Annotated in this window: 20 protein-coding genes; 1 reads left to right on the top strand and 19 read right to left on the bottom strand. The window is 35.8% G+C overall.

Going from position 1 to position 19,431, the window contains the following annotated elements; genetic code table 11:
• Nucleotides 1-9 precede the first annotated feature (9 nt).
• The 10 genes from C7381_RS04395 to C7381_RS04350 all read right to left on the bottom strand — a co-directional run bounded on the left by C7381_RS04395 (nucleotide 10) and on the right by C7381_RS04350 (nucleotide 10,408).
• Nucleotides 10-2,445 carry an ABC transporter permease gene (locus tag C7381_RS04395; RefSeq protein ID WP_165803591.1) on the bottom strand — a complete coding sequence of 812 codons (2,436 nt, stop codon included), beginning with the start codon at nucleotides 2,443-2,445 and terminating at the stop codon, nucleotides 10-12.
• Nucleotides 2,438-3,118, bottom strand: coding sequence for an ABC transporter ATP-binding protein (locus C7381_RS04390; RefSeq protein WP_116480029.1), 681 nt, complete (start codon nucleotides 3,116-3,118; stop codon nucleotides 2,438-2,440). Before C7381_RS04390 ends, C7381_RS04395 begins: the two co-directional genes overlap by 8 nt.
• A gap of 64 nt (nucleotides 3,119-3,182) precedes the next feature.
• Nucleotides 3,183-4,019 carry a sensor histidine kinase gene (locus C7381_RS04385; protein ID WP_116480028.1) on the bottom strand — a complete coding sequence of 279 codons (837 nt, stop codon included), beginning with the start codon at nucleotides 4,017-4,019 and terminating at the stop codon, nucleotides 3,183-3,185.
• 1 nt (nucleotide 4,020) lies between these two features.
• Nucleotides 4,021-4,668: a response regulator transcription factor gene (locus C7381_RS04380; protein ID WP_116480027.1), complete on the bottom strand. Its 648-nt coding sequence runs from the start codon at nucleotides 4,666-4,668 to the stop codon at nucleotides 4,021-4,023.
• Between the two features lie 179 nt (nucleotides 4,669-4,847).
• Nucleotides 4,848-5,318 carry a hypothetical protein gene (locus C7381_RS04375; protein ID WP_034545308.1) on the bottom strand — a complete coding sequence of 157 codons (471 nt, stop codon included), beginning with the start codon at nucleotides 5,316-5,318 and terminating at the stop codon, nucleotides 4,848-4,850.
• Nucleotides 5,319-5,322: 4 nt separating this feature from the next.
• Nucleotides 5,323-5,802 carry a pantetheine-phosphate adenylyltransferase gene (coaD, locus tag C7381_RS04370; RefSeq protein WP_034545311.1) on the bottom strand — a complete coding sequence of 160 codons (480 nt, stop codon included), beginning with the start codon at nucleotides 5,800-5,802 and terminating at the stop codon, nucleotides 5,323-5,325.
• Entirely contained in the window at nucleotides 5,774-6,337 is a 564-nt protein-coding gene (gene rsmD, locus C7381_RS04365) for a 16S rRNA (guanine(966)-N(2))-methyltransferase RsmD (RefSeq protein ID WP_116480026.1), read from the bottom strand. Before rsmD ends, coaD begins: the two co-directional genes overlap by 29 nt.
• Nucleotides 6,337-8,355: an ATP-dependent DNA helicase RecG gene (gene recG / locus C7381_RS04360; RefSeq protein WP_116480025.1), complete on the bottom strand. Its 2,019-nt coding sequence runs from the start codon at nucleotides 8,353-8,355 to the stop codon at nucleotides 6,337-6,339. Before recG ends, rsmD begins: the two co-directional genes overlap by 1 nt.
• Nucleotides 8,356-8,399: 44 nt before the next feature.
• Nucleotides 8,400-10,043 carry a DAK2 domain-containing protein gene (locus tag C7381_RS04355; protein ID WP_245893740.1) on the bottom strand — a complete coding sequence of 548 codons (1,644 nt, stop codon included), beginning with the start codon at nucleotides 10,041-10,043 and terminating at the stop codon, nucleotides 8,400-8,402.
• A gap of 8 nt (nucleotides 10,044-10,051) precedes the next feature.
• Nucleotides 10,052-10,408: an Asp23/Gls24 family envelope stress response protein gene (locus tag C7381_RS04350; protein WP_034545321.1), complete on the bottom strand. Its 357-nt coding sequence runs from the start codon at nucleotides 10,406-10,408 to the stop codon at nucleotides 10,052-10,054.
• Between the two features lie 146 nt (nucleotides 10,409-10,554).
• On the opposite strand from C7381_RS04350, the gene rpmB reads away from it, so the two are divergent.
• The gene (gene rpmB / locus C7381_RS04345; protein WP_034545324.1) at nucleotides 10,555-10,740 is read left to right on the top strand and encodes a 50S ribosomal protein L28; all 186 of its coding nucleotides are present in this window, start codon (nucleotides 10,555-10,557) and stop codon (nucleotides 10,738-10,740) included.
• Nucleotides 10,741-10,797: 57 nt separating this feature from the next.
• On the opposite strand, the gene C7381_RS04340 is transcribed toward rpmB, so the two are convergent.
• From C7381_RS04340 to def, 9 genes are read right to left on the bottom strand one after another with little or no spacing between them, the layout of a single operon-like run.
• Nucleotides 10,798-11,442, bottom strand: a complete 645-nt coding sequence (locus tag C7381_RS04340) for a thiamine diphosphokinase (protein ID WP_116480024.1) — start codon at nucleotides 11,440-11,442, stop codon at nucleotides 10,798-10,800.
• Nucleotides 11,432-12,088 (bottom strand): ribulose-phosphate 3-epimerase, encoded by a 657-nt coding sequence (rpe, locus tag C7381_RS04335; RefSeq protein ID WP_116480023.1) that lies wholly within the window; start codon nucleotides 12,086-12,088, stop codon nucleotides 11,432-11,434. Before rpe ends, C7381_RS04340 begins: the two co-directional genes overlap by 11 nt.
• Nucleotides 12,082-12,948, bottom strand: coding sequence for a ribosome small subunit-dependent GTPase A (gene rsgA / locus C7381_RS04330; protein ID WP_034545330.1), 867 nt, complete (start codon nucleotides 12,946-12,948; stop codon nucleotides 12,082-12,084). The genes rpe and rsgA overlap by 7 nt, the downstream gene beginning before the upstream one ends.
• On the bottom strand, nucleotides 12,948-15,053 hold the full coding sequence (gene pknB / locus C7381_RS04325) for a Stk1 family PASTA domain-containing Ser/Thr kinase (protein ID WP_116480022.1): 2,106 nt from the start codon (nucleotides 15,051-15,053) through the stop codon (nucleotides 12,948-12,950). The genes rsgA and pknB overlap by 1 nt, the downstream gene beginning before the upstream one ends.
• Nucleotide 15,054: 1 nt before the next feature.
• Nucleotides 15,055-15,777, bottom strand: coding sequence for a PP2C family protein-serine/threonine phosphatase (locus C7381_RS04320; protein WP_116480021.1), 723 nt, complete (start codon nucleotides 15,775-15,777; stop codon nucleotides 15,055-15,057).
• Entirely contained in the window at nucleotides 15,778-16,806 is a 1,029-nt protein-coding gene (gene rlmN, locus C7381_RS04315) for a dual-specificity RNA methyltransferase RlmN (protein ID WP_116480020.1), read from the bottom strand.
• Between the two features lies 1 nt (nucleotide 16,807).
• Nucleotides 16,808-18,067 carry a transcription antitermination factor NusB gene (locus tag C7381_RS04310; protein ID WP_116480019.1) on the bottom strand — a complete coding sequence of 420 codons (1,260 nt, stop codon included), beginning with the start codon at nucleotides 18,065-18,067 and terminating at the stop codon, nucleotides 16,808-16,810.
• Nucleotides 18,051-18,974 carry a methionyl-tRNA formyltransferase gene (fmt, locus tag C7381_RS04305; protein WP_116480018.1) on the bottom strand — a complete coding sequence of 308 codons (924 nt, stop codon included), beginning with the start codon at nucleotides 18,972-18,974 and terminating at the stop codon, nucleotides 18,051-18,053. Before fmt ends, C7381_RS04310 begins: the two co-directional genes overlap by 17 nt.
• Nucleotides 18,964-19,431: a peptide deformylase gene (def, locus tag C7381_RS04300; protein ID WP_034545343.1), complete on the bottom strand. Its 468-nt coding sequence runs from the start codon at nucleotides 19,429-19,431 to the stop codon at nucleotides 18,964-18,966. The genes fmt and def overlap by 11 nt, the downstream gene beginning before the upstream one ends.

Below are 19,431 nucleotides of genomic sequence, written 5' to 3'. Positions count from 1 at the left end.
GGGCTTATTTTATTCTTCTTTTATAATTTCTATAATCGGTTTTTGTAAAATTTTTCGAAGAGTTATATTATAAATAAAAATATTTATTACATAAACGAGCACTGACGAGATTAAGAATTCTAAATAACCATATTCTTTGAGTAAAATTTTGAAATTAAATTCATCCGAGAGTGCTGACAAAATAAACATAAACGCAAACGTTGTAACAACTGCAATTACAAACGATTTTATCTCCTCCACAATAAATTCCTTTCTTAATAGCGTGTGAATCATTTTCTTATCCATTCCGCACGAATAAAGACAACCTATCTCCCTCTCTCTACTCATAAGGCTGAGGTTGATTGACGAATATGCATTTGTTATATTTAGAATGATTATTATCGCTGAGATTACAAGCACAATAAGTTTAAACAATTGCGAAGACTTTTCTTGCTTTTCCTGAATTTCCATTCCGATTTCATAGTCATAGCTCTCTCCTTTCGACAAGTTTTCATTAATTGTCTCCGAGATAAATGATTCGAGTTTTTTAGAATTCAAATCGTTTGTGTGTAGTCTCAGCACAAACGACGAACCTTCATACCGCGGCTCACTTTTTTCGCCAAACAGTTTAAAATATTCATCAAAATCCGTATATATTAAAATTACATAAGGTCTAAAATATGTTTCAAAGTCTTTTCTGTCACTTATAATACCGTCAATATGAATTTTCTTCTCCTCGCCATTATAAAGTTTTATTGAAAGTTCATCCGGCTCATCTATATACGAAACCATTTTTGCCTTGTAATTCGGCTCATACATATCCGTCTGCACATTGTTAAAGAGTAAAATTTCACCCTTCTCTCCGCCCAACTTTTTAAATGCATCGTCATCAAGCGCAATTACATATCCGTCGAGCGATTCTTTTTCTTTAGATTTCAGATATCTTTTGAGATTTTTATCAACATTATTAGAGATAGCCTCATCCGATAAATCAAAATCATATTTCACTGAGATGTATTTCTTTTTCGAAATATAACTCTTGTCATTTTGAACTCCATTAATGATTTTTTCAAAAACGGTTGGAATTTGATTTTTCCGACTATAATATTGTACCAAAATATTGTAACCGTCATCGTAAAAGTAGTAATCATTAAAATATGAGTTGATTGATAATGCAACAATGAAAAATGAAATTATTATAATCCCGATTGACGAAATATATCTTTGCGATTTTAAATTTGCTCGATTGTTTTTACTAAGTTCCGCCCAAATGTTTTCGCTCCTTCTCTTTTTAGATTCTTTGTAATCTATATTTCCTTTTATGCCGTCGATTATATTGATTTTGGACACTTGCCGTGCAGGAGAAATTATCGAAAGCAAAACCACGATAAATGAAATCGCAAGAATAACAACACTCAAAACTGAGTTAAATTCGACTTTTATAAATATTGAAGGCGCATCAACTCCGCGTATATATTTAAACAAAAAGAAAATTCCAATAAAACCTATAATATGTCCGATTAATATCGGAATTATAGAAATAAAAACCGCTTCCTTAGAAAGCATTTTATAGATTTGAAAATCCGTCGAGCCAATTGACTTATAGACAGAGAGTTCTTTTATTTTTTTGATTGCCCAAACCTTGAAAAGATTTCTTATAAAAAATACAAACAAAATTATTGTTACTAAAATAATGAATATTGTTACAATTTTTGATGCAATTTTTGTTGTGAAATCTCTGTCCGCGCTGTAATAATGCACAAGTGATTGGTTAAACCTTACACTCTCTGTTCGACCCAATACTTCATCTATATTTGACTCAATTGATTGACTGTTCTTATATGCATGCACAAAATCCTTGAATTTTAAAACCGGCACAAGACTCATATTTACATCCGGCATCATAAGTCCATAGGCGATTTTTGAATTTTTATTATATTGATTCTCATATATGCCGACAAGTTTTAAACTTTTCGTAAACTCGGTTTTAAAAGTTTCATTTTTTATAACTGAGTCTATCGGATTTATTTCTTCTCCGTTTATAATTCTTTTTCCAAAACTTATTTCGACATTACCACCTATTTTTAAATCGTTTTTTTCGCACACATCTTTTGAAAGCAAAATTTCATTCGTATTTTTCGGAAACTCTCCATCCAATAAATATGAAAATTCATGCATATTTATCGCATCTTGATCTTCGTAAGAAATTGCAATCCTTGATTCATTTATTAACGCTGAAGTATTTTCCGGGAGCACTCCACCTGCTAAAACCACATTTTCTACATTGTTTAATTTTTTTATTTCTTCCGGCGTGAGCTTTTCTCCAATTTCGGCATGATAGTAGTTATCTGAAAGCACTAATTTTTTGTTGGAATTTATATTTGAATATCCTTGATAAAATATAAATGTAATGAACACGCTCATTATAAGTAGAGATATAAAAATCGGGAAATTCTTTTTATTCATTAATCTCATCTCCTGCTATTTTCCCGTCAACAATAGTTATGATTCTATCAGATTCAAGTGCCACACTTTCGTCGTGTGTAACAAGAATTATTGTTTGATTCGAAGTGTGATTGAAATATTTAAGAATTTCAATTATTTCATTTGAGTTTTTGCGATCCAGATTTCCCGTTGGTTCATCCAATAGCAAAAGCGACGGTTCGTAAATCAAACTTCTTGCAATTGCAACCCTTTGATTTTGACCACCCGAAAGTTCGCTTGGAAAGTTGTTTAGCTTTTTTGAAATTCCAAGTTTGGTCACAATGTCATCGAAAAGCTTCTCATTCACTCGCCTTCCGTCAAGCGTAAGTGGCAACTCAATATTGTGTTTCACAGTCAAATTTGGAATTAGATTGTAAAACTGATAAACGATACCGACCTTTCTCCTTCGGTATAGTGCAAGCTCCTTTGAGTTGTAATTGGAAATGTCAGTTCCTTCAATATAAATCTTTCCGTCGTTTGGACGATCCACCCCTCCAATTAAATGTAGGAGAGTCGACTTACCGGAACCACTCGGTCCAACAACTGCAATGAACTCCCCTCTTTCGATCGAAAAACTAACATCATCTACAGCATTTACAAGATTTTCCCCTTTGCCATAAATCTTTTTTAAATTTTCTATTTTTAATATTTCCATAGAATGCTCCTTTCACTAACCCAATCTTACATAATGAAAGTGACTTTTCTGTGACAAGTGAAAATCATTTATAAAATTTCATCGAAAAAATCGCACCTTTTTCTCCATTCTTTACAGAAATCGTGCCGTTGTTTTTTTCGACAATTGTCTTCGCCATATTAAGTCCGATTCCGAAACCGTTTGAATCAGGTGATTTATAAAAACGTCTAAAAATCTTCTTAAATTCCGTATTATCTATTCCCCCTCCGTCATCTTCAATACAAATCTCAACATAAATCGGATTTTCGGAGCTTGAAATTATAATCTCCGACGATTTTTCGGAAGCATTTTTTAAAATATTTATCACAGCTTCACTAATCCAATAAAAATCGCCGGTGAACGACTTGCAATTATAACTTTCTGTTATTTTCATACTGTCATCCGATAAGTTCAAAATATCAAACGCATATTGTAATATCTCGGCAATATTAAGTTTTTCTTTCTTCATCTCTGTCAAATTTGCATCGAGACTCGAGAGTTTTAGAAGTATATCCGAAAGTGAATTTAGTCTTTTAAGACCATCGGAAATACATGAAACATTGACACCATCTTTTTTTATAAATTCCAAATCAATAAGCATTGATGTTATCGGCGTTTTTATTTGATGTGCAATATTCTCGAAATTTTCAACTTGACTTTTAGATAATCGTTTTATATTTTCCCGCTCCTCGACATTTTTCAAAAACAACTTGTAAATACTGTCTTCCAAAATCGAGAAATTATCTTGCTTCATCGGAGTATAATATTCTCCATTGTTAAAATTTTCAATCATCAAAACCATTTCTTCAATTCTTTTATTTTCTCGCTTTTTCATAAAAAAATAGCAAATAACTATTGAAATCGGTATAAAAAAATAAATCATATTATTCCATCCTGTATCCAATTCCTCGAATAGTTGTAATAAGATCCTTCGAAGTTTTATCTCGAATTCGCTTTATTGTCGTCGTCAATGTGTTGTCGTTTACAAACTGCTCATTGTCTTCCCAAAAAATCTGAAGAAGATGCTCTCGTGTAAATATTCTGTTCGGATTCTTTATAAAAAGCGAAATCACGCCATATTCAAGAGCAGTCAAATTCACTGGACTGTTTTTATAATAGACTGTCCCTTCATCCATATTTATTTTTAAATCTTTAAAAATAATATTCTCATCGCTAACACAAACAGTTCTTAAAGTTGCGTCAACTCTCGCCCTCAAAACATTTAAATCAAACGGTTTTGTTATATAATCATCGACACCTTTATCAAGAGCTTTCGCAATATAATTTGAATCATTTTTTACAGTTGTAATTATAATTCTAATATCCCGTTCTTTAAAATACTTAATTAATTCATCTCCCTTTCCATCGGGAAGATTTATATCAAGTAGCGCAAGATCGATTGAAGCATCAGTTTTTTCATAAACTTCATCAATTGACGATGCCACGATAATATTAAAATTGTGTTCGCTCAAAAACATTGAAAGTCTTTTTAAAATATCCTTCTCATCTTCAACTATTAAAATCTTTCTCATAAAATTCCTCGCTAATTTTTTTATAGTATATTTATTATATCATAAAAATTTCCACAACAAAAAAGACACAAGAGCGAAAACTCTCATGTCCTTAAATTAAATTATTTTTTCAAGCTTTCGTCAATACAAACTTATTTCTATAAAAAAAGCTCGATTTAAATCGAGCATAATATTTTTTACTATTGATTATTTCTTTTGATTTCCGAAGCCATCTCTGCAAGTTGACGACGATTGTCATTTAGAGTATCAATAACTTTATTCAAGTTTTCTTGAGTGCCGTTTAAAATTTTGTCGGTGTACTCAATTGAGCCCATAGAAATTTGAACGGACTTTTCTGTTGCAGCTTTAATTATTTGTGCTGCTTGTTTCTTTGCTTCAATCAAAACACTTTCTTCCGAAAGGAGTCGACCGAGCTCAACTTTTGCGTCATTGATAACTTTGTCCGCATCCATTCTTGCTTCATTAAGTATTCTTTCTCTTTCGCCTTTAATCCATGTTGCTTGTTTGATGTCATCAGGCAATTTGAGCCTTAAATCACTCAAAAGTTCAAGAATTTCTTCTCTTCCGACTGCAACTTTGTTGCTGAAAAATGCCGGTTTTGCACCTTCAACTAAATCTTCAATGGAATCTATAATTTCTAAAACATCCATTTAGCTACCTCCTCTTTATTTTAGCCTCTACTTCACTTATAACAAAATCCGGAACCATTCCGGTTAAATCACCGCCAAATGTTGCGATTTCTTTTACTAAACTTGAACTCAAAAATGAATATTTCGAGTTTGCAACCATAAATAATGTCTCTGTGTCGCCCTTCAATTTTTTGTTTGCAAGAGCCATTTGCAACTCGTATTCATAATCCGACACAGCTCTCAATCCTCTAAATATAATCTTTGCACCGATTTTTTCTGCATAATCTATCAGTAATCCGCTAAAAGGTTCAATTTTAACATTAGGAATATCTTCCGTCACTTTTTCGAGCAGGCTAATCCTTTCCTCAACTGTGAAAAACGGCTTTTTGGATGGATTTGTAAGTACAGCTACATATAATGTATCTGTAAGTTTTGCCGCACGTTGTATAATGTCTATATGTCCATTTGTGACCGGATCAAAACTCCCCGGATAAACTGCTATCATAGTTACCTCCGATAATTAAAACTTTTCTCTTTCCATAAACACGCTCTTTTATTATATTCACATTGGAAATTGAAAAATCTTTTACCGTTTCAATAATAATTTCCGTGCTTAGTTTTATTATATCAGATTTTTCAATAATATTAAACACTTCCAGCAAATTTTTTTTATCATCATACGGCGGATCGAGATAAATATAGTCAAATTTCTCCCCCGATAGTCTTGAAAATACACTATTTACATTGGATTTAATGACTTTTGCATCTTCAATATGTTTTGTTTTTTCTAAATTTTGTTTTATAGAATTTATCGCCTTTATATTGTTGTCCACAAAAACCGCACTCTTTGCACCGCGGGACAAAAATTCGATGCCGATTTGACCGGAACCCGCAAACAAATCCAAAACGCTTGACTCCGGCATTATAGGTCCAATTAAATTAAAAATATTTTCTTTTAACATGTCGTCCGTCGGTCGTGTCGTCATTCCCTCAGGTGCTACTAGTTTTGTTCCTCTGTTTTTTCCCGAAATAACTCTCATTAATTTAGTACACCGCTTTCTATTTTCCCGAGCAAAAGCTCCGCATTGTTTTTTAGCTCCGTCACTTCAGCTTCGCTTGCATTTTTTATATATTCATCGAAATCATTTTTCGCTCTCATTACAATGTTTAAATCCGTCTCAAAATCCAAAAATTTAAATTTCTGTGCACCACTTTGCTTGAGACCCAAAATTTCTCCGGGTCCTCTTTGCTTTAAGTCCTCCATTGCAATATAAAATCCGTCGTTGCTTCTTTCAATAGTTTTAAGCCTTGAGTATGTTTCATCATTCTTTGCATTGTGAGCAATAATACACGTGCTTTTATACTGACCTCTGCCCACGCGTCCTCTAAGCTGATGTAGCTGTGCAAGACCGAATCTCTCGCCGTTCATAATGACAATTGTCGTTGCATTAGGCACGTCAATCCCGACTTCTATAACAGTTGTCGAGACGAGAACATCTATTAAACCGTCTTTAAAGTCGGTCATGATTTTTTCTTTTTCTTCGTCGTCAGTTCGCCCTGTCAAAAGTGCCACATTTTTTCCGGTGAATTCTTCTTTTAATCTTTCATAAAGTTCCGTCGCTGAGTTTAAATCCGACTTCTCACTCTCCTCGATAAGCGGACAAACATAGTACGCCTGTCTACCGTTTTGAAGTTCACGCCGAACAAAACTGTTTATGCTGTCCATTTCTTTTTCCGTCAGCACATAAGTGTCAATTTTTTGCCTTCCCTCCGGCATTGTTTTTATCTCGGAAATATCCATATCGCCGTAAAGAATAATCGAAAGACTTCTTGGAATCGGAGTTGCGCTCATAACAAGAACATTTGTACCGTTGCCCTTTTCAATCAAATTGTTTCGTTGATTTACTCCAAAGCGATGTTGCTCGTCGATAATTACCGAACCCAAATCCTTGAAATTTATGTCCTCGTTTAAAAGAGAATGCGTACCGACAAGAATGTCGATGTTTCCGTTTTGAACTTCTTCGTATATACGTTCCTTGTCTTTTTTCTTTGTCTTCGAAATTAAAAGTTCGCAGTTCATATTAAATTTATCCGCAAATGTTTTAAGCTTCTCATAGTTTTGAACCGCAAGAAGTGTTGTAGGCGCCATGAAAGCAACTTGTCTTCCCCCGGCAACCGTCTTTATCGCCATATATTGTCCGACAACAGTCTTCCCCGAGCCGACGTCCCCTTGAAGGAGGCGATTCATCGAATAATCCGCTTCCAAATCGCGTTTAATATCGACAATTGCATCCTTTTGCCCTTCGGTCAGAAGAAACGGCAAACCCCTCAGAAAATCGCGTTCTTCACTCGTGTCCCTTATAACTTTTCCTTTGGATTTTTTTGTAAAGCTGAAATTCGAATATTTCATAACATTTAACAAAAACGCTTCTACATAAGCCATTGATTTTATCGCATAGTTCGCTTTTTCAATCTCTTCCGGAAAATGTATCATGCGAAGGAGCGCTTTTATACTCAAGAAATTATATTTTTTTACAATTTCGTCCGGCAAAAGTCTTATATCCATAAAATTGTCGAGTGCCGCTTTTATCGACTCACGCAAAATCTTATTTGTAATCGTGGCATTAAGCGGATAAATCGGAACTATGACTCCAAGGTCTTTGCCCTTCACTTGCGAAAAAATCGGATTTGAAAAGCTCACTCTGTTGTTATAAATACTAGGCTTTCCAAAAATATAATAAGACAGCCCCTTTTTAAAATAAGAAACCGCAAAGCTTTGATTAAAGAAAACAATTTCAACCGGTCTTTCGCCGTCAGTCGCATTGTACGAAACCATCGTCATATTGCTTGCCGTCTTTCGCCTTGCCGGTCCCGCAACAATTTTTAAATGCACAAGCTGTTTCTTTTCGAAATCCAAATCCTTTACACGCACCAGAGTCTTTCTGTCCTCATAGTAATTCGGCGAATAAAAGACGAGATCATTTATGTCGGTAATATTTAATTTTCGGAGGCCCTCAAGTCTTTTCGGACCGATTTTCTTTATGTCTTTAAGCTCCAAAAAATCTCCTCAAATTAAAATAAAGAGCCGAAATCGGCCCTTTATTATTCAATACTTATCAAATAATAGTAAACTTGTTGATTACCCATTAAGCCTTCGATCGTAATGTCATCAAATTCATTTTCAAGTTTTTCTATAAGCTCTTCCATTTGTACTTCGGTAACATCTTGACCGGCATATAGCGTCACGATAGAAGAATCTTCATCTATTCCTTTTTTCAAAGTTTCAAGAACTGTTTCATAGATGTCTTCGCTCGAAGATACAATTTCCGATTCCAAAATTCCCATGTAATCGCCTTGGTTTATCTTCTTGCCTGAAACAGTGGTATCTCTCACAGCGTATGTTATTGAACCGCTCTTAACAGCTTTTATAGCATCATTTAGCGTCTCAATTGCGTCATCAAGATCCAAATCAAAGTCGAAATTAATCATTGCTGAAATGCCTTGTGGAATTGTCTTTGTCGGTATGACTATAACATTTTTGTCAGAAACTTCAGCAGCTTTTTGTGCCGTCAAAACAATATTTGAATTATTTGGAAGCACAAAAATAGTTTTTGCATTTATCTTTTCGATTTTTTTGGTTAAATCTTCAACGCTCGGATTCATAGTTTGTCCGCCCGAAACGATTTCATCTACTTCGAAATCTTTGAACACACTCATAATACCATCGCCTGATGCAACAGCAACAAATCCATACTCTTTTTGAGGTCCAGCGTCCTGTGCCTTTAAAGATTCATATTTCTTTTGTTGTTCCTCTTCATGTGCACGTCTTACTTCAGCATTTTGAAGCCTCATATTGTCTGACTTAATACCGGTTAAATATCCTCTTTCAAGTGCAAGCTCAAGAGCTTTTCCCGGATGATTCGTGTGCACGTGAACTTTTATAATATCTTCAACTTTAACACAAACAAGACTATCTCCAAACTTCAAAAGTTCTTCCTTGAGCGTGTCTGCGTCATGTTGGTCTGTATTGTCGGTGTGAATAATAAATTCAGTACAATATCCGAACTTAATATTTTCATCAAACACAACTTTCTGTGTTTTTGTTTCTACAACTTCAGCAGTGTATTGGACTTCTTCACCTTTAAGACCGTCAATAGCACCCCTCATCAAAACGAGAAGTCCCTTTCCTCCGGAGTCCACAACTCCCGCTTCTTTTAAAACAGGAAGCATTTCAGGAGTCTTTTCAAGAGCTCTTTCACCTTCCGCATATATTGCTTCAAGGTATTCGATTGTGTCGCTATACTTACTTTGGTTTGAAACAGCAAAGGCAGCCATATATCTTACAACGCTCAAAATTGTTCCTTCAGTAGGCTTCATAACCGCCTTGTAAGCAATCTCTTTTGAAGATTCAAAGCCGCGTTTTATCGCTCTTACGTCGAGTTCCTTGAAATCCTGAATTCCCATATAAAATCCTCTAAGAATTTGCGAAAGTATAACGCCGGAGTTTCCTCTTGCACCCATAAGTGCACCTTTGCTAAGAGCTCGCGAAAGTTCACCACAGTGAGTTGTCTCTTCTGCCAAAGCATAATTGCCTGCTGATTTTATTGTAAGAAACATATTAATCCCGGTATCTCCGTCAGGAACCGGAAAAACATTCAGGGAGTTAACCATTTCTTTATTTACATCTAAGTTTTTGATGGCACTTTTTATCGCATTGCGCATCATGCCCGCATTAATATTAGTCATGCCGCCTCCTACTTATTGGTCCTGATTCCTTGAACGACAAGGTTTATTTCAGGCACCTTAAGTCCGGTATATTTTTCTACGTTGAAACGAACTTTTTCCTTAAGATTTTCCGCAACAACGGAAATATTTACTCCATATTGAGTAATTATATATATATCTAAAGACAAATCGTCACCTTCCGAATTAACTTTAATTCCCTTAGTGAGATTGTCAGATTTTAACATTTCGAGAAAACCGTCTGCGGCGTTTTTTGCAGCCATTCCTACTATGCCGTATGTTTCCATGACACTCAAACCTGAAATAGTTGCTATAGCATTGTCTGAAATTGTTATTGAACCAAATTCGGTTCTTTTCGTTGCAGTCATATTATTAATTCTCCTTTTTTGTTAATTCTATTATCATTATACATCATTTTTTTTTACTTATCAAGTAAAAAAATTCGAAAAAGACTTGATTTAGATTAATATTTGTTGTAAAATATATATGTTAATCATAAGGAGGTGTATTACCAATGGCACAAGTATGTGAAATTTGCGGAAAAGGTAAAATGTTTGGCAAAAAAGTAAGCCACTCTCACAGACATTCAGCAAAATCTTGGGCTCCTAACTTAAGAAGAGTAAGAATTGTTGAAGACGGAACTCCTAAGAGAATAAAAGTCTGCGCAAGCTGTCTTAAAAAAGTTAACCAAGATGCATAAAATTAACCCATAGAAATGGTTTTATGAAAAATTATTTCTACGGGTCTTTTTTATTTATTATTGAATTTTTTTCTCAATAGGCTCTATCACAACCATAACGGGATTCCCTTTTACCATGATATAGCCTTCCTCAACCGTGTAGTTGCTAAGTGTAAGCGTGCTGCCACGGTTTATTTTTTTATCCTTTAGATTCCATCTAAATCCCTTCATGCTTATTGTCGTATCGTCATCATAAAAAGGAACGACCGACACCTCAAGGCCTTTCGGAATATTCAGAACTTCGTTATTTGAAAGAAAGTCACATCTCGTAGCTGCTTCTCTTATGGATACACGCCTACCCTCTTTCTTTATTTTAAGAAATAGGCCTAAATTAAAGAGCTCATGCGAAAGCCTTCCACCCAAAACACCTGTAAAATCTATTCTTTGAAAATCTTTTTCAATTAAATAGTTTATTGCAAGCTCGAGATCAGAAAAATCTTTTTCGACCGGATACTTAATTGTATCTTTCGATTTAAAATATTCTCTAACATTTTTATCGAGTGAATCGAAATCGCCAATACATAAATCAAACTCCATATCCGTGCCGTAAAATGCTTCAGCACCTTTATCGCACGCAATCACAAAGTCATAGTCGGCAATTATTTTTTTGATATATTTTTTTGAAAAACCTGAAGCACCGACGACAAGAGCTTTATTTGCCATTTAAAACATCCTTGAATGCTTGATAGTTTTTATTAAAGTCGCCCTTTAAAAGAGATGAACCGCTAACAACAATGTCAGCTCCGGCATCAACAACATCTTTTAGATTGTTCACACCGATACCGCCATCAACTTCGATTTTTGTGTCTAGTCCCGCATTTACAATCATGCTCTTAATCTTTTCGATTTTCTTTAATTGCGATGCGATGAATTTTTGTCCACCAAATCCCGGATTAACACTCATCACAAGAACCATGTCAGCCACTTCAAGAACATATTTGATTGCTTCTTCAGATGTGGCAGGATTTAGTGCAACGCCTGACTTCATGCCGAGATTTCTGATTTGAGACAAATCACGTTCAAGGTGAGTCGAAGCTTCTGAATGAATTGTGAGATACTCAACTCCGATTTTTTGATAAATATCGAAATATCTGTTCGGCTCCATAATCATCAAATGCGCATCCATTCCCACATTCGAAATCTTTTTTATGTGTTCCAAAATCATCGGGCCGTAGCTGATGTTAGGGACAAACATTCCGTCCATAATATCCATGTGAAACAAATCAATTCCGGCACTCTCCATCATCTTAATATCTTTTTCCAGATTTAGAAAATCTGCACTCAATATGCTCGGTGCGATTCTTACCATTTTTCTTTCCTCTCCTTCAACTCTTTAAATAATCTCAAGTAACTTTCATATCTCAAATTACATATTTCTCCATCTTTCAACGCTTCTTTGACTCGACATCCCGGTTCGTTTATATGCGTGCAAGTGTTAAATCTGCACTCACTTTTATACTTTTGAAATTCCGGAAAATAATCCGCCAACCTCTCTCCTTCATCCAATGTTTCGAGTTCAAGAGTTGAGAAGCCCGGCGTATCAATGAGATAAAAATCGTCAATTGGAAAAATTTCGACCTGTCTTGTGGTGTGCTTACCACGACCCAATTTTTTACTAATAAAATTTGTTCGCTGTACATCATATCCGTGCACATTGTTTAAAAATGTGCTCTTCCCAACACCGCTGTTTCCAACAAGAAGGACTATCTTTCCGCTCAAATATTCAAAAATTTCATCGTAATTGTTGTTTTCGATTCGACCCAAAAAAGTTTTTATTCCGACAGAATTGTATTCATTATATAATTCTTCCGCCAGCTTTTCATTCAAATCCGCCTTTGTCACAAGAAGAATAGGGTGCGTTTTTTCTTTAAAAGCATAAACCGTGAGTTTATCGATCAAATATCTGTCAAATCTCGGCTCATCAATCGATTGAACGATAAGAAAAACGTCGATGTTTGCGGCTTTGGGTCTTATAAATTCATTTTTTCTCTCAGCAACTTCAATAATCGTATTGTTTTCAGTCGACTCGTCATAATAAACGATGTCGCCTACCAAAAGTTTACCGAATTTTTTTATTTTACCGGGACTGTGAAGAACAACTTCTTCGTGTTCTTCACCAATTCCTGTAAAAATTCCACCTGAAACACTTTTAATTACAGCTTTTTTCATTATCTTTGTTGAACCGTAAAGGTTTCTGCGAATTCATCATTTATATAAAGTTCCAAAATTTCACCGACCGGTTGATCTTTAAGATTTATATAAGCGACTTCTTCATCTTTTGAGAAAGTGTTTTCATAAACCGTTTCACGATTTCCGTCAACAACTTTTACAAGTTTTACAACGCTTTCAGGCACATCCGATGGAAGTGGAACTGCAACGCTGAATTTTGTTGTATTAGCTTTTGGTTTTTCAGGTTCTGCAGGTTTTTCATCCGGTTTGTTTTCTTCAGTAGGTTGTTCGCTTTGATTTTGTTCATTTTCTTCCGGCTTTTCTTCCGGTCCTTTTGAAACATTAAGTTCGATAGTATCTCCATTTTCAAACGGTTTATTTGCTTCGATCGATTGAGAGATAACTCTGTCTTTTTCAGTTTCTTCTGAAGCTACATATACAGGGTCTTTGACAACTAAGCCCTTTTCTTCAAGCATCTTCTTAGCTTCGTCAAAAGTCATTCCCAAAACATTTGGAACAAGATTATCTTCACTGCCTTTTCCATTTGAAATAGAAAGATAAAGTGTGTCACCTTCAGTTATTGAAGAACCTGCTATCGGGTTTTGTGCGATAATAGTGTTTTCTTCCGAATCGTCGTCGACATAATCCACTTCGATTTTTAATCCAAGTTCCTTGACTTTGGCTTCAATTTCTTCGAGTTTCATTCCGACGTACGAATCAATCTTCGTTGAATTTGAGTCGACATTCAAAACTACATACACTGTGCTATTCTCTTTTACAGTCATGCCTGATTGCGGATCTTGACTTATAACACCATATGGCTTTGATGAATCTGTCGTTTCGCTCTTAACTTCAAGTTTTAAACCCATGTCTTGAACAGCTTTTCTAGCTTCTGCTTCTGTCATTCCGATTAAATTCGGAAGTGCTATCTCTTGAACCGTTGAATCCTTTTGAATTTGTTTTAACTTTGTGAATCCAAGATAAAGTCCTGTCGTCAAAACAAATGCCGCTAAAATTCCGAGAATTATTGGAATAATACCGAGTTTTTTATGCTTACCGTCGTCATCATAGTCATCATAATCGTCGTCGTCATAATAATCATCATCGTCATAGTCGTCATCATCATAATCGTCATCATCGTCGTAATAATCGTCTTTGTTGTTGATCTTAACCTTTTTATTCTTTTGAACCATCTTATCAATCTCCGCAGTCGGTATAACTCTTGTTTGATCGAGCGAATCATCAATCACATCGCTTGGCACGAAAGTTCTCTTTGAACCCGCCGTACTCCTTAAGTCGGTGATGATTTCATCGACATTTTGATATCTTTCCGCTTGTTTTTTCATAGTGCACTTCAAGACAACTCTTTCGACGCCTTCGGAAATATCTTCGTTAATTTCGCCCGGAGGAGTTATGTCTTCTTGAATATGTTTCATCGCAATTGTGACCGGGTTTTCACCTACAAACGGACGCTTACCGGTGAGCATTTCATAGAACACAATACCAAATGAATAGATATCCGTTCTTTGGTCAGTAAATGCACCACGTGCCTGTTCCGGACTGAAATAATGAACAGAGCCTATTGCATCCATCGTAGTTGTCATTGTGTGGTTTGAAGTTGCCCTTGCAATTCCGAAATCCGTCACCTTAACAATGCCGCTTTTTGAAATCATAATATTGTGTGGTTTAATATCTCTGTGAATAACTCCATGGCTGTGAGCTTCTTTAAGCGCTTCCAAAATTTGAAGTGCAATATCCACTGCTTCTTCTTCCGGAATGAAGCCCTTCTTTTCTATGAGCTCCTTCAATGTGATACCGTCGATATATTCCATAACAATGAAATAGACCGGTTTTCCATCGAGTTCTATCTCGTGAAAATCATAAATACCTACAATATTTGGATGATTCAGCTTTGCCGCAGACTGACATTCCATCATGAACTTCTTCACAAATTCTTCATCTTCAGCATATTCGCTTTTAAGAACTTTTATTGCAACCAATCTGTCGAGCGTGTGACATTTTGCCTTATAAACAGTCGCCATACCGCCTTCGCCGATTTGCTCCAAAATTTCATATCTATTAAGTAAAATAGTACCAATTTCCATATTAATCTCCGATCTCTGCAATCAAGCAGGTAATATTATCTCTTCCGCCAAGTTTTAACGCTTCATCAACAATTGCGTCGACAATTTCTTGCGGGCTTTTTTTGCATGCAACAAACTTTTCAATGCTCTTATCATCAAGATAAGTCGTAACGCCATCCGAACAAATAAAAATCTTTTTGACATCGGTTGCATCAATCGAACCGATTGCCGGTTCAACAATTGATGAGGATCCAAGGGCTTGAGTTATATAATTTTTCAAATCCGCCCTATCCTTGCTGTCTAAAATTACACCTTTTTCAATAAGTTCGCCAATCAAGGTGTGATCCTTCGAAATCATCATGAGCTTGTCCTTCAAAACATAAATTCTGCTGTCGCCTATGTGTGCGTAATAAATTTTTTTATTATACAAAACCGCAAGGCTGAAAGTAGTTCCCATGCCGCGCATTTCGTCGTCGTTCTTGCCTTTCAAATAAATTTTTATGTTGGCTTTATTCACGAGGTCTCTTAGTATTTGAAGAATTTCATCGTCAGACTTGCCGTCAAATGAAAAATCAAATTCCTCCACAAAATCTCTTGCCATCTGACTGGCAACTTCGCCTTTTTTGTGACCTCCCATACCGTCACAAACAAGAAAAACATATAGTCCGTTTTCATTTTTGATTAAATAAGCATCTTCGTTGTTCGGCCGTATTTTGCCGACATCGCTTTTAGCACTATATATCATTTAACAATTCCTTTCCTTGTACTTGCGTCTCAATTGACCGCAAGCTCCGTCAATGTCCTTACCCCTACTGTTTCTAAATGTTGCGTTCACTCCGTTTGACATGAGTAAATCACAAAACTCCCTCGCGGCATTTTTCTTGCCGCCGTCGCTGTATTCCTTAATTGGATTTAATTCCAAAATATTCACGTGAGCATGAATCCGTCTTGCAAATTCCCTAATTCTCTTTGCATCGCCCGGCGAATCATTTTCTCCACCAATAACCATATATTCAAATGAAATCCTTCGATTCGTCTTTTCGTAATAATACGAGAGAGCATCCATCACACTTTCGATATTATATGCTCTATTTATCGGCATGAGCTTGCTTCTCTCTTCATCGGTTGTCCTGTGGAGTGAAAGTGCAAGAGTGATTGGAAAATCATAATCCGCAAGTGCTCTAATTTTTTCAGGGATTCCGCAAGTCGACACCGTTATTTTTCGAAGAGACTTGTCAGCCCCTCGTTCATCACTTATAATTTTTAAAAACTTAACCAAGTTTTCGAAATTATCGAGCGGTTCGCCCTGCCCCATAATTACAATATTTTCTATGCGACCGTTTTCATTCTCAATTTCATAAATTTGTCTGAGCATCTCAGCTGCGGTAAGATTTCTTGCCTTTCCGCCTTTGGTCGATGCACAGAAAATGCACCCCATATTGCAGCCGACTTGCGATGAAATACATATAGATTTTCTATCTTCATAAGCCATATAAACCGCTTCGACAATTTCTCCGTCCGGAAGTTCGAGCAAATATTTTATTGTGTCATCGATTTTCGATACCGCTTTATGAATTATTTTTACTTCCGTAAGTGTGCATTCGTTTTTCAGTTTCTCACGTAAATCTTTTTTTAAAACTGTTATCTCATCGAGCGACTTGGCTTTGTTTTTATGAATAAACGAAAAAATCTGACCGGCTCTATATTTTTGCAGTCCATGTTTTTCGGCAAATTTTTCCATTTCTAAAAAATCCAAATCATCTAAATAAATCATATTATCTCACTTTTAATAAACTTGCAAAGAATCCTTCATGTTCTTCGTTTAACATAAATGTTTCGTGCCACAAAACTTCCATTCCGAGTTCATGCTCTGCATATTTAAGCACATCCTCGTTTTCCTGGTTTAAAATAGAGCAAGTCGAATAAATTATATATCCGTTGTCTTTCACATAATTTTTTGCATTCGAAAGAATCTTTTTTTGCGTAACGTTTAACTCATCGATGGAACTTTTATCAATCTTGTATTTAAGCTCCGGACGTCTTCTTATAACACCGCTTCCGCTACACGGAACGTCGGCGACAACCAAATCATAGGTTCCGCCCTCATATTCCGTCGCGTCTGAAAGTTTTGCAACGACATTGCTTAACCCCCATGTGTTTATATTTCTCAAAAGAAGATTCACACGTGTGTCATTTATATCCTCCGAAACGATTTTCGGAGAGCCGAGCGCATCCGAAACGAGAAGTGTTTTCCCTCCAGGTGCCGCACAAAGGTCTATCGCCGTTTTTATATTTTTTGTTTTTTCATTTGAAAATGCCTTTCTTATGAATGAGGTCGAATAGTCCAAAATCGCCACGTCACCTTTTTCAAAAAATGGCTTCAGTGCATTTCGATTGAAATTTTTTATAAAAATAAAATCATCTTTTTTGGTGTAATTCATTGCATTTTCATCTAGTGTCTTTAAAATATCTTCTTCATTTCTTCTCACATAAACGTGAACAAGTGGACTTTCAAAGCTGTGTTTTAAAAAACTTTCGATTTCTTCATCACTCAAATTCACTCTTAGAAGCTTGATGAATTCTTCGCTCACGGAATATTTTATTGAAAAGTCGGAGTTTTCTATATCTTTTAAAATCTTATTCTTTTCTCTTTGAACACTTCTCAAAATCCCGTTTGCAAAACTTGCTGCGCCTTTGTTAGTCTTCTTTTTTACCATCTCCACAACCTCATAGATTGCAGCATACGATTTTGTATTCGTATAAAGAAGATGATAAATGCCGATATAAATCAAAATCCTGACTTCGTCTTGAATCTTGTTTTTCTTCATCTTTGAAAAACTGTCCAAAATATATTGAAGAGTGATCTTTCTTTCTATGACTCCGTAAACCGTGTCTGTAATAAAAGGCATGTGCTCACTTTTAACACGTCTAAGTGCATCGTTTGAGAATCTGCCGTTTATTATTGAATCATACAAAACATTGTAGATAATCTCTCTGTCGTTTGTCGGTGTTTCTTTTTTAATTATCTTTGCCATCCACAAAACCCTCTAAATTATTTCCGAGTAAAAACGATTTTGTATCCATTCTCTTTTTGCCCGGTGCTTGAATATTTAAAATCTCAACCGTCGCATCTCCAGCACCGATAAAAATCCTGCCTCCGTCGCATTTGATTTCACCCGGTGCAAGTTTTAAATCCGTAGTCCTTGCGTTAAAAAACTTATACCGATTTGACTCGATAAAAGCAACCGCACCGATATGCGTTGAAAGACTATTTATCATATTCTTTACGTCAACCGCATTTTTTGAAAAATCGATTATCGTGTCGTCTTTTAAAATCTTTTTCGCATACGAACTCTCGCCCTCTTGTGGAATCGGTTCAAGACCTTCCGAAACATCTTTTAAAATCGTATTTATCGACTCGTTCGTTACATTCAAAAGTTTTTCATTCAGTGTATCGAACGTTTCTGTATCAGAAATTTCAACTTCAATTTTTCTATAGACATCTCCGGTGTCAAGTCCTTTATTCATCCTCATATAGCTGATTCCGGTTTTCTTTTCCCCCAGTAAAATTGCGGATTCAATCGGACTTGCTCCCCTTAAATTCGGAAGTAGCGATGCGTGAATATTTATCGGAGAAATTTTCGGAATATTTAAAACCTCTTCACTTAAAATCGCTCCATATGCGACAACGACAAAAAAGTCCGGCGAAATTTCTTTAAGTTTTGCCTTTCCTTCATCATCGATTCTGTCATATTCCAAAACTTCGATATTATGTTCTAGTGCAACTTTTTTTACAGGTGTCATGTCAACCTTGTTTCCACGTTTTCTCACCTTGTCCGTTCTCGTCACAACCGCAACAACATTTTCATTTTCTTCAATAAGTTTTTCTAAAATCGAAGCTCCGAAGTCAGTTGAGCTGAAAAATACAATACTACTGTTCATAATCTCCAATCATCTTATCCTTGTATAAAATGCCGTCGATGTGATCAATTTCGTGACAAAGTTCTCTCGCAACAAAATCTCGAGCTTCAAACTCCACATCTTCGCCATCTTCATTTACATATTTTACTTTAACATAAGTCGGTCTCGGCACAATTCCACGTCTGCCCGGAATTGAAAGACAGCCCTCAAGGCCTTCTTCTTCACCGCTCGACTCGACAATTTCAGGGTTTATCAAAACCATTATATCGCCGTCTTCGTTTTCCGGTTCAGGGTCAATAACGATTATACGTCTTAAAACTCCAACTTGAACTGCTGCAATTCCAACGCCTTGCTCGTGAAACATAGTCTCCACCATGTCGTCTATTAGCTCATAAATTTTATCGTTGAGCTCCTTTACCGGCTTTGATATTTTGCGAAGAATCGGGTCACCATCAATTCTTATTTTTCTTATTGCCAT

This window comes from Ezakiella coagulans (genome assembly GCF_003096635.1).
Taxonomy (GTDB): domain Bacteria; phylum Bacillota; class Clostridia; order Tissierellales; family Peptoniphilaceae; genus Ezakiella; species Ezakiella coagulans.
The sequence above is the reverse complement of the archived record's forward strand: the minus strand, read 5'-3'. Positions and strand labels throughout refer to the sequence as shown.

Excerpts from the sequence above, each read along its gene's own strand:
- C7381_RS04395 (WP_165803591.1), bottom strand. The coding sequence starts at position 2,445 with ATGAATAAAAAGAATTTCCCGATTTTTATATCTCTACTTATAATGAGC.
- C7381_RS04390 (WP_116480029.1), bottom strand. The coding sequence starts at position 3,118 with ATGGAAATATTAAAAATAGAAAATTTAAAAAAGATTTATGGCAAAGGG.
- C7381_RS04385 (WP_116480028.1), bottom strand. The coding sequence starts at position 4,019 with ATGATTTATTTTTTTATACCGATTTCAATAGTTATTTGCTATTTTTTT.
- C7381_RS04380 (WP_116480027.1), bottom strand. The coding sequence starts at position 4,668 with ATGAGAAAGATTTTAATAGTTGAAGATGAGAAGGATATTTTAAAAAGA.
- C7381_RS04375 (WP_034545308.1), bottom strand. The coding sequence starts at position 5,318 with ATGGATGTTTTAGAAATTATAGATTCCATTGAAGATTTAGTTGAAGGT.
- coaD (WP_034545311.1), bottom strand. The coding sequence starts at position 5,802 with ATGATAGCAGTTTATCCGGGGAGTTTTGATCCGGTCACAAATGGACAT.
- rsmD (WP_116480026.1), bottom strand. The coding sequence starts at position 6,337 with ATGAGAGTTATTTCGGGAAAAAACAGAGGAACAAAACTAGTAGCACCT.
- C7381_RS04355 (WP_245893740.1), bottom strand. The coding sequence starts at position 10,043 with ATGACTAATATTAATGCGGGCATGATGCGCAATGCGATAAAAAGTGCC.
- C7381_RS04350 (WP_034545321.1), bottom strand. The coding sequence starts at position 10,408 with ATGACTGCAACGAAAAGAACCGAATTTGGTTCAATAACAATTTCAGAC.
- rpmB (WP_034545324.1), top strand. The coding sequence starts at position 10,555 with ATGGCACAAGTATGTGAAATTTGCGGAAAAGGTAAAATGTTTGGCAAA.
- C7381_RS04340 (WP_116480024.1), bottom strand. The coding sequence starts at position 11,442 with ATGGCAAATAAAGCTCTTGTCGTCGGTGCTTCAGGTTTTTCAAAAAAA.
- rpe (WP_116480023.1), bottom strand. The coding sequence starts at position 12,088 with ATGGTAAGAATCGCACCGAGCATATTGAGTGCAGATTTTCTAAATCTG.
- rsgA (WP_034545330.1), bottom strand. The coding sequence starts at position 12,948 with ATGAAAAAAGCTGTAATTAAAAGTGTTTCAGGTGGAATTTTTACAGGA.
- pknB (WP_116480022.1), bottom strand. The coding sequence starts at position 15,053 with ATGGAAATTGGTACTATTTTACTTAATAGATATGAAATTTTGGAGCAA.
- C7381_RS04320 (WP_116480021.1), bottom strand. The coding sequence starts at position 15,777 with ATGATATATAGTGCTAAAAGCGATGTCGGCAAAATACGGCCGAACAAC.
- rlmN (WP_116480020.1), bottom strand. The coding sequence starts at position 16,806 with ATGATTTATTTAGATGATTTGGATTTTTTAGAAATGGAAAAATTTGCC.
- C7381_RS04310 (WP_116480019.1), bottom strand. The coding sequence starts at position 18,067 with ATGGCAAAGATAATTAAAAAAGAAACACCGACAAACGACAGAGAGATT.
- fmt (WP_116480018.1), bottom strand. The coding sequence starts at position 18,974 with ATGAACAGTAGTATTGTATTTTTCAGCTCAACTGACTTCGGAGCTTCG.
- def (WP_034545343.1), bottom strand. The coding sequence starts at position 19,431 with ATGGCAATAAGAAAAATAAGAATTGATGGTGACCCGATTCTTCGCAAA.